Below are 13,767 nucleotides of genomic sequence, written 5' to 3'. Positions count from 1 at the left end.
CGGAAAGGCACTTTAAGTCTGAAGATGGTTTTGCAATAACGCCAGCATGGCGCTATCCCCGGAAACGCCACTGCAGTAAACCGTCAAACCCGCCGCACTTGCCTGCTCGGCAATACGGGCATGGTTAACAAACAAAGGCGTGGCTTGCAGCCAGGCTGCATCCTGCGCCAGGTCGAGCAAAAAGCGCAAAGCCTCACTGCTAGTCACGACGATACCCTGCAATTTGCCTTCATCATAAGCCTGCGCCAGCACTTGTGCACTGCTTTGCGGATTGACGCGGCGGTAACATTCACCAAACACGACCTCCGCCCCGCGCTGTTTCAAGGTCTCGGCCAGCACTTCGCGTCCGCCCACCCCGCGCACAATCAATACGCGTTGCGCTGACATCGCCTGAAAGGCCTCTAATGCCAGCAGCGACTCACTATCAAACCGGTCTTGCGGGGTCAGTACTTGCGGAATACCAAACGCCTGCAAACTGGCTGCAGTCGTTGGGCCAATCGCGGCAAACTTGAGGCTGGGTGGGATGCCTGCCTGCTGCAGTAAAGGCATGCCATGTTGCACTGCATTGCTGCTTATAAAAATGACCCAGTCAAACTGGGCCAAGGGCGTGATGGCTTGATCAAAGCCACTGAGATCAGGCAATGCCTGAATATCCAGCAGCGGAAACGAGATCACCGCACCGCCGGCGGCCTCGATGGCGGCCGTTAGCTTGGTCGCTTGCTCTGGGGGGCGCGTGACGGCAATCCAGCGTCCGGCCAAAGGCAAGGTCATTTCACGCCGTCCAAGCTTGCCAAAATCTTGTCGGCACCACGCGCCACCAGTTGCAAGGCCAGTTGCTGACCCAGTTTTTCAGCTTCTGCTGCGGATCCCGTGACGGTCTCTTTCAGCATTTGTTGGCCATCCACGCTGGCGACAAATCCCTGCATGGTGATGGTGTCATTTTGCTTGGTGGCATAAGCGCCCAGCGGCACCGTGCAACTCCCCGCCAATGCGCGGCTAAAGCCACGCTCGGCCAGCACGCAAAGCTCGGTGTCGGGGTGATTGAGCGGCGCCAGAATAGTTTTCAAATCCGTCCGCGCGGCATTGATCTCAATGCCCAAGGCACCCTGACCCACTGCCGGAATGCTCTCTTGCGGAGAAATAAACTGGCGGATGCGATGACCCAATTCGAGACGGATCAATCCAGCCGCCGCCAGAATAATCGCGGCATATTGGCCTTCGTCCAGCTTGCGTAACCTGGTTTGCAGATTACCGCGCAAGGATTCAATCTTAAGCGTGGGAAAACGCGCCTGTAACTGGCTTTGTCTGCGCAAACTGGAGGTGCCCACCACACTGCCAGCGGGCAGGTCTTCCAGACGGGCATAATCATTGGAGACAAACGCATCGCGCGGATCCTCGCGCTCGCCGGTTGCCACCAGCGTAAAGCCTTCCGGCAGGTGCATGGGCACATCTTTCATACTGTGCACAGCCAAATCGGCACGGCCATCTGCCAGCGCGTTTTCAAGCTCTTTGACAAATAGGCCTTTACCGCCAATTCTCGATAACGGCGAATCCAAAATCTGATCGCCCATGGTTGTCATGCCCAAAATACTGACGTCACATTGTGGATACAAGGCCTGTAATCTGGCCTGGATGTGCTTGGCCTGCCACATGGCAAGTGCGCTTTCGCGGGAGGCAATGACCAACTTGGCGGGAGAGTTCAGTGTGCTCAAAATGAATAACCTGTGATGAAGTTAGCTGGATTAAGCTGCGCATTTTAACACGGCATGTCCAGATAGCCGCGCAAGCAGCGAAGATGAACCTTTGAGCCACAAGGGAGTCGGATTGAGTTATGCTGAGCATTCGGCAAACACCTCAAGTGGCGATAAAAGTCATGCTTTTAAACATAAAGAGGAGGACTACTCATGCAGTACCAAATCGAAATTTTTCTTTCTTCTCTCAATCAATTCTGGATCGAACTCGTACATTTTGTGCCCAAATTACTGGCAGCCATGGTGATCCTGTTTTTTGGCTGGCTGGTAGCCAAAGCAGTCCGGTTGGGCGTAAAGCGTATTCTGGAACTCTCGCATTTTGATACCTTTGCGCAAAAGTCAGGCCTGGAAGCCTTTATGCGTAGCGCCAATTACAAAGTGAGCCTGAGCGGCATTATCAGCCAGGTAGTGTATTGGCTGGTGATTCTGCTGTTTGTCATTACCGGTGCCAATTCGCTGGGCCTGAGTGAAGTGGCCGCCCTGTTAAAAGAACTGGCCAGCTATCTGCCACACATCATTGTGGCGATTTTGGTCGTGATCTTTGGGACGCTATTTGCCCGCTTTATCAATCGCCTGGTGTTTGCCTGGCTGCACAGCATCAAATTTGATCAGGCACTGGTAATCAGCACTTCGGCCGAGTATTGCATCCAGATCCTGGCGATTTTCATCGCACTGGAGCAATTAGGCATCGGCATGCAGCTGATACATTCATTATTTGTGATTGTGTTTGGCGCGGTGTTTTTAGCGCTAGCCATCGCCTTTGGTCTGGGTGGCCGTGATTGGGCCGCAAAAGTGATAGACCAGGCGCAACAGAAGAAAAAATAGCGGCATAGGGCCACTACTTAAGTGGCCTTAATGATGTGCTGGTGACGGCGGCTGACCATCAGGGTCTCGGGAATACCCTTAAGCAAGACCACCCAGGCTGCCTCGCCCGCCTCATCGCCCTCGGTCATGCGTTGTTTTTCAAAGCCGCTGATGGCTGCGCGTGCCACCAGTGCGTTGCGGTGTATACGGATGAACAGATCGGGATAACTTTGCTCCAGCTGTGTGAGCGAGCCCTCGAGTAAATAACTTTTTTCGCGCGTGCGCACGGTAATGTATTTAAGCTCAGCGCGCAAATAAAGCACCTCGGCAATGGGCACCAGCATGATTTTGCCACGTTCGTGGATGCTTAAATGATCATGGGTTTGCTGCAAAGGCTGCAATGCTTGTGACTGCGCCGCTGGCAAAGGCTGCGCTTTGGCCAAGGCCGTTGCCAGGCGCTCACTTCGAATCGGTTTCAGCAAATAATCAATCGCATTGAGATCAAAGGCTTGCAGCGCATAATGGTCATAAGCCGTGGTAAAAATCAGTTTGGGCGGCGTTGCCAGGCCACGCAAATGCTGGGCCAGCTCAATGCCATCCATCACGGGCATGCGGATATCCACCAGCACAATCTCGGCTGCGTGTTGCTGCAACAGCGATAATGCCTCCACGCCATTGGCTGCCTCACCAACAATCTCATAACCACCGATATCCCCCACCAGGTCGCGCAAGCGCTGCCTGGCCAAGGGCTCATCGTCTACAATCAACAGACGCTGGCTAGCCATGCACCACCTCGGACAAAGGCCGGGTCGGGATCACGATTTCAACGATATAACGTTGATCCGCTTCGTACTGACGCAACTGCGCCTCGAGGTCGTAATGCAAGCGCAGGCGTTCACGAATATTCTTGAGCGCCATTTTATTGCCACTCGCCCGGTTGCTTGGCGGGGGGAGCGGGTTGCTTATCCTTAACAGCAAGCTTTTGCCGCTGGGTTTGATCTCAATATGCACCACGCCGCCTTGCGGCTGCGGCTCAATGCCGTGATAAATGGCATTCTCAAGCAAAGGCTGCAAAATCAGCGGCGGAATCATCATCTCTGGTGGCAGCTCAGACAATTGCCAGTCACATTGCAGCCGTTCATCCAGACGCAGCTTTTCGATATTGAGGTATTGGTGGCACAAGGCAATCTCTTGCGACAATGGCACCAAGTCACGGTTATCCGCCATCAGCACGCGGAATAGTTCAGCCATATCCTCCAGCGCCGTTTCAGCACGCTGTGGCTGGCTGCGGATCAATGACAAGGCCGCATTCAGGCTATTAAACAAAAAATGCGGGCGAATGCGCGCCTGCAAGGCCTGCAACCGGGCCTCGGCGATGGCGGGCGAATACGCCCGCTGCAACAGGTCGAGGTAATACAGGCAGAGCAGGACATCGGCAGCAGAGAGCAATAGCACCTGACACCATTGCGCGGCACGCAAAGGGACAATCCACACATGGTAGCCTTCCGTGGCCAATGCGGTCAGGCCAACCGCCAGCAGCACAATCCCTGCCAGGGCCGGGCGATACGCCCAGCGGCTCATCCACGGATAAGCCAGGGTCAGCGCCCCCATCACCAGCAACAATGGCGGCAGCCACTGGCTACTGATCTGCGTCAGTGCGTTTACCCAGGCGCTAATACTTGCGTCCGGCTGTCCATCGTAGACCACCAGCAACGCCAGCAAACACAGATGCAGCAACAGTACACGTAAGTGTATGCCCAGATTGCGGAAATTGGGAATGCGGCTAGTTTTACGCACAGCGTGATGTTCATTTATAATGTGGCTCCAGCATCATAAGTATTCAGCGCCTCTCGCGCAAGCCAGCCTTATTGGCAGAAAGAATTTGTTTTGACCGCACCCAAACCGACAACCCAGTCTTCTTTGCATCAAAAAGACCAAGCCTGGTCCGGCCGCTTCAATGAGCCGGTGGCAGAGCTGGTCAAGCGTTATACCGCCTCGGTCGATTTTGACAAACGCCTGGCCAGGTTTGATATTGAAGGCTCGATTGCCCACGCCATCATGCTCGGCGCGCAAGGCATCATTTCGGCGCAGGATGTAGAAGAGATCAAACGCGGCCTGGGCGAAATTCTGGCGGAGATTGAAGCAGGCCAATTTGAATGGCTGCTCGATCTTGAAGACGTACACCTGAATATCGAAAAACGCCTGACCGAGAAAATCGGCGATGCTGGCAAACGCCTGCACACCGGCCGTTCACGCAATGACCAAGTTGCCACCGATGTGCGGCTGTGGTTGCGTAGCGTGGTCGATGACGCGATTGCCGGTATCCGCGCCCTGCAAACATCATTGCTAGATTTGGCCGAACAGAACGCTGCCACCATCATGCCTGGCTTTACCCATCTGCAAGTCGCGCAACCGGTGACCTTTGGCCACCACCTGATGGCCTATTTTGAAATGCTCAACCGCGATGCCGAGCGCTTTGCCGATGCCCGCAAGCGGATCAACCGCCTGCCCTTGGGCGCTGCCGCACTGGCGGGCACCAGCTACCCGATCAAGCGCGAGCTGGTGGCTGAACTGCTGGGGTTTGACAGCGTATGCCAGAACTCGCTCGATGCCGTGTCTGACCGCGACTTTGCCATTGAATTTAATGCCGCGGCCTCGTTGCTCATGATGCACTTGTCGCGCTTCTCCGAAGAGCTGATTCTATGGATGAGTCCACGTTTCGGCTTTATTGATATTGCCGACCGCTTCTGTACCGGCTCGTCTATCATGCCGCAGAAGAAAAACCCGGATGTGCCAGAACTGGTGCGCGGCAAAACCGGCCGCGTCTATGGCCATTTAATCGGGCTGCTGACTCTGATGAAAGGCCAGCCACTGGCCTACAACAAAGACAACCAGGAAGACAAAGAACCGCTGTTTGATGTGGCTGACACGCTGCTGGTGACCTTGCAGATTTATGCCGACATGCTGCGTGGCATTACCGTCAAGGCCGACAATATGCGCCAGGCGGCGCTGGAAGGTTTTGCCACCGCCACCGACCTCGCCGATTACCTGGTGAAAAAAGGCATGCCGTTCCGTGATGCGCACGAAGTCGTCGCGCATGCCGTCAAAGCGGGTGTGGAATCTGGCCGCGACCTGGCCGAATTCAGCCTGGCTGAGTTACAAGCATTTAGCAGCACCATCAGCGACGACGTGTTTGAAGTGCTGACGCTCGAAGGCTCCGTCGCCAGCCGCAACCACACTGGCGGCACCGCCCCAGAACAAGTGCGCCGCGCCATTGCGCAAGCCAGAGTACAGTTAGGGCGCTGATGATCCTCCGCCACCCTCACCAATGGAATCTCAGATCATACTTGGTGATGATGGCGGGCTTGATGATTGTCATCGGCGTGATGCTCCGGCTATTTAACCATCCCGTGCAGGCCGCGTTTGGCATAGCCAATCCCAAGCAAGAGCAATCCATGCTCTGGCCCTTGCTGCCCGGTGAAAGCGTCAACAGTCTCGCCGCCAAACTTTACCCGCAAAGCCCCGTCCTCCAGCAACGCTTTGTGCAGCAATCACTCACGCTGAGCCGCAGCCGCGGCATCCTGCTCAAGGCCGACCAAGCGGCCAAGTATGCGCAACTCATCGCTGTGCCCAATGCACAAACCCTGCACACCATCACCCACCGCATCAAAAAAGCCGATGAAGTCGATCCGCAAACCTTTGTCACACCCGGCCTGGTAATGAGTGTGCAACTCTCGCAAGGCGCCCAGCAAAGCTCGGGGTGGCATTTGCCAAAGCTTTCGCTGCCAACCGTGCACCTGCCAGAATTACCGGCACTTAAAGGCTATTCCTTCTCGGTGGATCATTTAACGCGCCGTGTCATGGCCGTGAGAACGCATGTGGTAGACACCTACCAGGCTAATGCAACAGCGATTGCTAACACCCCGCTCAACAAGCTTTATCAAACACCGCAATTGGCGGTGATTGTATTGAGTGCGCTATTGTTGCTGGTGTTGAGTTTGGTTTGGGGTGTTTTGGAAGAGCGACGGCCTAAGCGGTAACCTTTGCATTACATTCTTTTTCGCCTTTAGGCGACCGTTCTTTCTTATGCTTGTCCATAAGAAAGAAGGCAAAGAACAAGACACCCTAGCTTCCGCTTGTTGCCTGCGCTACTCGGCGCGGCAGATAGGGGCCCGAAAACCCATGAGCACCATCGATTGTGCATTGAATAAAAAGAATTTTGTTTTTGTACCCTCCAAATTTCTACTATGTGAGTTTGGCGAGTCAAATCCCATTCATCACGCTGAGTAGCGGAGACAAAGTAAGAAATAAGGGAGCGACTGTCTGAGCTCCGCGGCAGCTTGCGGTGTGTGCAAGCTGCTAGGGCGAGTTTCGTGACCGCTTACTTTGTTGAGCAACGCAAGGCAGCCGTTAGGCCGTGATGGCTGGGTGCCCTCTTCTTTGGTTACTTTCTGTGGGGCAAGCAACAGAAAGTAACTCGCCAAGAGGCTAAATAGATCCTTTATTAGTCAGCAAAAATTCTGACTATGGCAAAAACATCCCCAATAACTCATTCAAAAACCGCTGCCCTTTCAATGTCGGTGCAATCACCTCACTCTGCTCCGCCAACAACCCCTGTTGCTGCGCCGCCAGCAAGGTCGACTGAATAGTCCTTAATGGCAATCCCGTCCGTTGCTGAAACAAACTAGCCTCTACCCCATCCACCAGCCTTAACGCATTCATCATAAATTCAAACGCCAGGTCCTCACGCCCAATCTGCCATTCACTATCCACCATCTGGCCACTAACGATAGACTCGAGATACTTTTTCGGATGCTTGTGACGACTTTGGCGAATGATCTTGTCATGAAAGCTGAGTTTGGAATGCGCGCCTGCGCCTATGCCCAGGTAATCGCCAAACGCCCAGTAATTGAGGTTGTGATGGCACTGCTGGCCAGGCTGGGCAAAAGCTGAGGTTTCGTAATGTTGATACCCACTCTCAGCAAGTATTTTCTCGATTTCTTCCTGCATGGTGGCGCTGGTATCGTCGTCGGGCAAGCTCGGTGGCGTGCGGTGAAACGGTGTGTTGGGTTCCAGCGTCAGGTGATAAAAAGACAAATGTGCAGGCTTGATCTGGCAGGCGGTTTCGGCATCTTTCAATGCATCCTCAAGACTTTGTTCTGGTAATGCATACATCACATCCAGATTAACCTTTTCAAAGGTACTCAGCGCCAACTCGGCGGCGGCCAAGGCTTGGTCGCGGTCATGAATGCGGCCTAGCGATTTGAGATATTGCGGCTGAAAACTCTGAATGCCAAGTGACACACGATTCACCCCCGCCTGGCGGTAACCCTTGAAATTGGCGATATCCACTGTGCCCGGGTTGGCTTCAAGCGTGACTTCAGCGCCATATTCCAGCGGCGTGAGCATACGCACATGGCTCAAAATCTTATCAATCGACTCGGCAGAAAAAATGCTGGGCGTGCCGCCGCCAAAAAACACACTGCGGATTTTGCGGCCCCACACCAGTGGCGTGGCTTGTTCGAGATCGGCAATCAAGGCATCCACATACGCGGCTTCCGGGACTTCCTGCCGTGCTTCGTGCGAATTAAAGTCGCAATAAGGGCATTTGCGCACGCACCACGGGATATGGATATACAACGAAAGTGGCGGCGGATTGGTGAGGCCGCTCAGCGTGATGTCGCCTTGTAGCGGCGCATCTTTCAGGCTATTGGCAGGATAAATCGGAATCATGCGCGTATTTTAACCTGTATCCATCCAGGCACAGGGACTTAAACACTTTGCAACAAGGCTCTGGGTGGCTGGTTAAACTGGTTGCGCGCCACCAGCCAGGCAGACAAGGGCACCAGCACCATCGCCGCCAGCAATGCCTGAGTGGTCAGCCAGGCGTTGAATTGATAGTCCATCTCCAGCACCCGCGTCGCCAAGGCATAAGCGGCAATATTGGTAAAAATATTGGCAACGATACTGGCCAATAGGCCTATGCATAAAAACTCCACCAGCATCGCCAGCACCACCTGCTTTCTTGAAGCGCCCAGCACCCGCATCAAGGTGCTTTCGCGCACGCGCTCTTCGCGGGTTGCCATCAGCGCGGCATACAGCACGGCCAGGCCAGCCAGCAGGCTAAAGCCAAATACAAACTCAATCGCGTAACTCATTTTGCTGATCAGGCTTTGAATCTGCTCCAGCACCGCTGCCACATTGATGATGGTTAAATTGGGGAATGTTTTGACCAGTTGATTCAGGGCGTCTTCTTTGCCCGCTGGCAGGTGAAAGCTGGTGAGGTAATTGGCAGCATAGTGATCCAGCACCTGGGGTGGTGTGACCGCAAAGAAATTCACATGCATGCTGTTCCACTCCACCTTGCGCACGCTGGTGATGGTGAGCTCAAGCTGAGTGCCCGCTACATCGTAAGACAATTTATCGCCCAGCTTTAAATTAAGTGTCTCGGCCAGCCCTTGCTCTAACGACAACAGCGGTTTACCAGCATCCTCGGCGCGCCACCACTGCCCTGCCACCAGTTCGTTATCGGCCTGCATTTCTGTCGCCCAAGATAAATTAAACTCCCGCTCAGCCAGACGCTTGGCGCGATCATCTTTGTACGCTTCAATATTAAGCGGCTTACCATTTACCGAGATCAGCCTGGCGCGCACCATGGGGAAAATATCGGCATGCTGAATAGCATGCGCACTTAATAGCGCATTGATGCCGGGAATCTGGTCGGCCTGGATATTGATGACAAAGCGGTTAGGCGCATCTGCGGGTAACGAGGTCTGCCAGTTTTTCAGCAGGTCATTACGCACAAACGCCAGCAGCAAGATCGCCATCAGGCCCATGCTTAAGCCAACCACCTGGGCGATAGTCAACATCGGTCGGCGTCTTAAGCCCATGAACCCGAGCTTGATCACACCGAAATCTCGCACACTGAACGTCTGCACGAAACGCATGCCCACATAAGCCAGCAAACCAGCCACCACGACCAATCCAAATAGCGCAGCCAATACAATCCCGGCCAGCTTGATATCCCCCGCATGCCAAAACACCAGCCCGGCCAATACCAGCAATGCGGGTAAAAACATCAGACCATGGCTGCGCACATTGCCTTCTAAATCCTGACGCAAAATACGCAGTGCTGGCACCGCCCGTAAACGCTGCAATTGCGGCCACACCACCGTCAGTAAAGTAGCAAAGCCAGTGGCGAAACCCAAGACGACGGGCATCCAGCCCGGGGCTGGCAACGTTTCGAGAAACAGGCGGCCAGCAAGTATCGCCAAGCCATATTGCGCGGCAAAGCCCAGCACACACCCGATCACACTACCCACCAATGCCAACAGCAAGGTTTGGTAGAGCAAAATCTGCGTAATCAGCTTTTTGGTCGCGCCAAAGCAGCGCATCAACGCATAGGAATCCAGGCTCTTTTGCACATAGGGGATACTCGCCAGCAACATGGCCACCATCGCCAGAATCACGCCGACCATGGAGGCAATGCCGAGGAATTGTTGTGCTTTGTTCAGCGCATTACGCATTTCCGGGCGGGCGCTGCGGATATCGTCTACCCGTTCACCGCGGGCTAATTGCGGTTTCAGCCATTCGGCGTAGTCTTCCATAGCCTGATTTACCGCTGCGCCATCGGTATTGGCAGCCACCAGTAACTGGTATTTCACACGGCTGCCAAACTGCACCAAGCCGGTCGCAGACACATCGGCGCTATTCATAAACAAACGTGGCGCAATGCTGAACATATCCCCACCACGCGATGGCTCCTGCAATACAAAGGCCGCGACCATAAACTGGCTGTCACCGACGCTAATTTCATCGCCAATCTTCAACGCAAGCTTTTGCGCCAGTCGTGGCTCCATCCACACCGTTCCGCGAGCAGGGATCTCTGTTGAAAGAGATTCTTTCGGCGCAGTTACTGACTGCCTGCTAATGGTCAAATGACCACGTAGCGGAAACCCCGCTTCCACCGCCTTGATCTCGGCCAGCTCACTACTGTCGTCTTTCAACACCATGCTGGAAAACTCCAGCGCCTGCGTGGTCTGGTATTGGCGCCGCTGTGCCTCGGCAAGATATTTTTCCGGGAGAACATGGTCTGAATTCACCACCAGATCCGCCCCAAGCAACACATTGCCCTGGGTTTGCATGCTGGCTTTGATACGGTCCGTGAAAAAGCTGACTGAGGTGGTTGCGGTGACCGCAAGGATTAGCGCAAACAGCAATACGCGGATTTCACCCGAAGACCACAGGCTGCGGCACTGACGCCAGGCAATGGAGAAGGCCAGCATTAATGCGCCCCTGCCTGCGTATCGGCTATCGCGATCTCGCTGAGCACGCCACCCTGCAAATTCAACACGCGCTGGCAACGCCTTGCCAGATTCATATCGTGCGTGACCAGCACCAGCGTGGTGCCGCTCTTGGCGTTTAAATCGAATAACAATTTGATAATCGCCTCGCCGGTCGCCACATCCAGGTTACCGGTTGGCTCATCGGCGAATAAAATAGAAGGCTTGGCAGCAAATGCCCTGGCAATTGCCACCCGCTGCTGCTCACCGCCTGACAACTGTTTTGGGTAATGCGTGGCCCGTGCTGCCAGACCTACACTGTCGAGAGCAGCGATGGCAATCGCCTGCGCATCCCGCTGGCCCGCCAGCTGCAAAGGCAGCATCACATTTTCCAACGCGGTCAGTGAACCCAGCAATTGGAATGATTGAAAGACAAATCCCATGTATCTGGCACGTATCGCCGCACGGCCATCTTCATCCATCTGGCCGATATCTTCACCCGCAATCAGGACTTTTCCGCTGCTTGCCGTGTCCAAGCCAGCCAGTAATCCTAGCAATGTCGACTTACCCGACCCCGAGCTACCAATAATCGCCAGCCGCTCACCCTGCGGCACGGCCAGATTCAAACCAGTCAAAATAGGGAGTGTTGTATCATTGCTCACAACCGATTTACTTAACGATACCGCTTCAACGGCATAAGGACTTTGCATTAATGATGTTCCGATTTCTCAAGATATTAAGCGTATGCACTACTCTATTTTTTGCCGATGCCGCCCTGGCTGAAACAACATCCAAACCGGTGATTCTGGTGTTTGGAGACAGTTTATCCGCCGCCTATGGCATCCCCAAAGAAAAAGGTTGGGTGAATTTATTGGCGCAAAGAATAAAAGACAAGCAATTACCCTACGAAGTTGCCAACGCCAGCGTCAGTGGCGAAACAACCGCGGGCGGCCTCAGCCGTTTGCCTGCCGCAATTCAGCAGTTTAACCCCAGTATTGTGGTGATAGAACTAGGCGCTAACGACGGCCTACGCGGCTTACCGCTGGATGCGATGAAAAATAACCTTGAGAAAATGATTCAAGCCAGCAAACAAGCCAATGCGCAAGTGGTTTTGCTAGGTATGTTTATTCCACCGAATTACGGCCCGAAATATACTAATGGTTTTAAACAGGTTTATCTGGAGTTATCGCAAACCTACAAAACACCCTTTGTGCCATTTTTTCTGGAAGGTGTGAGTGGTCACAGTGATCTGGTGATTGAAGATGGATTGCATCCTAATGTGATTGCGCAGCCTAAGATATTGGAGAATGTTTGGCCAACTTTGAAGCCCTTATTATCTAGTAATATCAAATCCACTAAATGACCAATAAGCTATCACTCAAACGATCCCACTTCAAATAGACTAAATGTCAGCAAAGTGCCCTACTGCAACTAAACAAAGTTTGAATGATCGCTAAGATGCTCAGTGGACTTAGAATAAGCTTCTTTTTGGACTCTGATAACAGAAAATATACTTTCAATATCTCTTTGTAATCTAGATTTGCAAATGTGCCCAAGATAAATTGAGTGGCTTTTAGATATGAATGAAAATGACTTTTCCTCTTCTACTGACAACATGGTTATATGTGCAATAGGCAGCAGACTCTGAATCTTATTTTTGCAATCTATTGCACTGTTACAAGATACTAGCGACAGCTTTTCATGAATTAAGAGCAAATCAATATCCCGATATGCACAATTGCCCTTGAAGAATGACCCAAAACCATATACCTCAATGCAATTTTGATGCTCAATCATCTATTGGTACTCTCCTTCTCATCCTCTGTCATATATTCCCAGTAATTTTTTTTGTGTATAGCTGCCATGAATCCTTTCATATCAAATATACCTACCCTATCTGCCATGCACTCCATTTTCAGAGCTAAGGAATATCCGCACCAGTTAGAGTTAATCACAACACTATCCACATGACCAACCTGTTGTAAGGTTTCAACATATTCGGCTCCACCAAATGAATAACATTCACAGATAAAAACCCTAAGAGTTTGTCCATTAGTAAGCGTTATGTCGTATAACCCTGTAGAAACTTTTTTTATTCTAGAAACTTTATTATGGTTACTTAATTGATTTTCAAAAAATTGATAATGTCCATAATAACTTAGCCATGGAAACTCACTGTTGTGTGCTGGCATCCCCATCTCCCATAATAAGGCCGTTGAAACTGTTAGGGAAACGCTCAACAGCTTGATAAGCTAATTCATTAGTAACCCATTTTTCATAACTATTAACGTGTAACAAAAATTGACTGATGATCTCTTGCTCACTTCGAGCAAACATTTTTCTATATTGTGTGAGTAGATTTGCAATAACTCTGTTGTTCGGCACAATTGTCGACAGTCGTTCATTCAACCATAAACTATATAGCTCATCACTATGCGGATTCATCATTGCCAATTCAGAATTGGGTCCATATTTTTTCCAAACTTGATAACTCTCCGCTAAGAGCACAGCGATTGCATCTTTTAAGTCTTCAAGGTTAGTTATGTTTTGTGGGGTAAGAGCCATTAACACGTACTCCTCATGCTTTTTCTTTGCGTCTATTAACCACTCAACTGAATATTTTCCTTCATTCTCAGGTTTATCAATTTCAGAATGATGATTAGGGCAAAGAAGAATCAAATTTTCGTATAGATCTCGCTCTTCGTTAGGCTGGTTTTGATCATAGCGATTTGATCCTTTCTTATTACCTTTTATATGCGCCATTTGCCCAAGAGTGTAATGCGGTGAGGTTTCTGTGTGTACCGAAGTTAACCTCTCTGTGCAATCCGGAAACGAGCATCTCCCAGCCGCGCTAGCCCATAGTATTTTTATTGATTTTTCTGATATAGCCATAGCGCGTCCTGAAATTGTAAATCTTTAATTCTAAGTAT

13 protein-coding genes are annotated in these 13,767 nt (G+C 52.0%); 4 read left to right on the top strand and 9 right to left on the bottom strand.

Annotated elements, in window-relative coordinates; all coding sequences use genetic code 11:
- Window positions 1-12 precede the first annotated feature (12 nt).
- Together ACT53G_RS10920 and hemC are read right to left on the bottom strand one after the other, a co-directional pair.
- Window positions 13-771: a uroporphyrinogen-III synthase gene (locus ACT53G_RS10920; protein ID WP_476169410.1), complete on the bottom strand. Its 759-nt coding sequence runs from the start codon at window positions 769-771 to the stop codon at window positions 13-15.
- Complete coding sequence (hemC, locus tag ACT53G_RS10915) at window positions 768-1,703, bottom strand: hydroxymethylbilane synthase (RefSeq protein ID WP_275357619.1); 936 nt, start codon at window positions 1,701-1,703, stop codon at window positions 768-770. Before hemC ends, ACT53G_RS10920 begins: the two co-directional genes overlap by 4 nt.
- A gap of 201 nt (window positions 1,704-1,904) precedes the next feature.
- On the opposite strand from hemC, the gene ACT53G_RS10910 reads away from it, so the two are divergent.
- Window positions 1,905-2,576 carry a mechanosensitive ion channel family protein gene (locus tag ACT53G_RS10910; RefSeq protein ID WP_194749073.1) on the top strand — a complete coding sequence of 224 codons (672 nt, stop codon included), beginning with the start codon at window positions 1,905-1,907 and terminating at the stop codon, window positions 2,574-2,576.
- A gap of 17 nt (window positions 2,577-2,593) precedes the next feature.
- Here ACT53G_RS10910 and ACT53G_RS10905 read toward each other — a convergent pair whose 3' ends face one another.
- Window positions 2,594-3,340 (bottom strand): LytR/AlgR family response regulator transcription factor, encoded by a 747-nt coding sequence (locus ACT53G_RS10905; RefSeq protein WP_275357385.1) that lies wholly within the window; start codon window positions 3,338-3,340, stop codon window positions 2,594-2,596.
- Entirely contained in the window at window positions 3,333-4,352 is a 1,020-nt protein-coding gene (locus tag ACT53G_RS10900; protein ID WP_194749075.1) for a sensor histidine kinase, read from the bottom strand. The genes ACT53G_RS10905 and ACT53G_RS10900 overlap by 8 nt, the downstream gene beginning before the upstream one ends.
- Before the next feature lie 90 nt (window positions 4,353-4,442).
- Here ACT53G_RS10900 and argH point away from each other — a divergent pair, with 90 nt between their 5' ends.
- Window positions 4,443-5,861, top strand: a complete 1,419-nt coding sequence (argH, locus tag ACT53G_RS10895; protein ID WP_476169409.1) for an argininosuccinate lyase — start codon at window positions 4,443-4,445, stop codon at window positions 5,859-5,861.
- A gap of 62 nt (window positions 5,862-5,923) precedes the next feature.
- On the top strand, window positions 5,924-6,595 hold the full coding sequence (locus ACT53G_RS10890) for a hypothetical protein (RefSeq protein WP_313985775.1): 672 nt from the start codon (window positions 5,924-5,926) through the stop codon (window positions 6,593-6,595).
- Between the two features lie 484 nt (window positions 6,596-7,079).
- Here ACT53G_RS10890 and hemW read toward each other — a convergent pair whose 3' ends face one another.
- The 3 genes from hemW to ACT53G_RS10875 are packed head-to-tail and all read right to left on the bottom strand — an operon-like array spanning window position 7,080 to window position 11,547.
- Entirely contained in the window at window positions 7,080-8,288 is a 1,209-nt protein-coding gene (hemW, locus tag ACT53G_RS10885) for a radical SAM family heme chaperone HemW (protein ID WP_476169408.1), read from the bottom strand.
- 38 nt (window positions 8,289-8,326) lie between these two features.
- Window positions 8,327-10,840 (bottom strand): ABC transporter permease, encoded by a 2,514-nt coding sequence (locus tag ACT53G_RS10880; protein WP_476169407.1) that lies wholly within the window; start codon window positions 10,838-10,840, stop codon window positions 8,327-8,329.
- Entirely contained in the window at window positions 10,840-11,547 is a 708-nt protein-coding gene (locus tag ACT53G_RS10875) for an ABC transporter ATP-binding protein (RefSeq protein ID WP_476169406.1), read from the bottom strand. The genes ACT53G_RS10880 and ACT53G_RS10875 overlap by 1 nt, the downstream gene beginning before the upstream one ends.
- 2 nt (window positions 11,548-11,549) lie before the next feature.
- Here ACT53G_RS10875 and ACT53G_RS10870 point away from each other — a divergent pair, with 2 nt between their 5' ends.
- Complete coding sequence (locus ACT53G_RS10870; RefSeq protein ID WP_476169405.1) at window positions 11,550-12,200, top strand: arylesterase; 651 nt, start codon at window positions 11,550-11,552, stop codon at window positions 12,198-12,200.
- Window positions 12,201-12,630: 430 nt separating this feature from the next.
- On the opposite strand, the gene ACT53G_RS10865 is transcribed toward ACT53G_RS10870, so the two are convergent.
- Both ACT53G_RS10865 and ACT53G_RS10860 read right to left on the bottom strand, forming a co-directional pair.
- Window positions 12,631-13,029: a hypothetical protein gene (locus tag ACT53G_RS10865; protein WP_476169404.1), complete on the bottom strand. Its 399-nt coding sequence runs from the start codon at window positions 13,027-13,029 to the stop codon at window positions 12,631-12,633.
- On the bottom strand, window positions 13,010-13,729 hold the full coding sequence (locus tag ACT53G_RS10860; RefSeq protein ID WP_476169403.1) for an HNH endonuclease signature motif containing protein: 720 nt from the start codon (window positions 13,727-13,729) through the stop codon (window positions 13,010-13,012). The genes ACT53G_RS10865 and ACT53G_RS10860 overlap by 20 nt, the downstream gene beginning before the upstream one ends.
- Window positions 13,730-13,767: the final 38 nt, after the last annotated feature.

Source organism: Methylophilus sp. DMC18, assembly GCF_056314005.1.
Note: the sequence above shows the minus strand (reverse complement) of the source record. Positions and strands in the feature narration are given on the sequence as shown.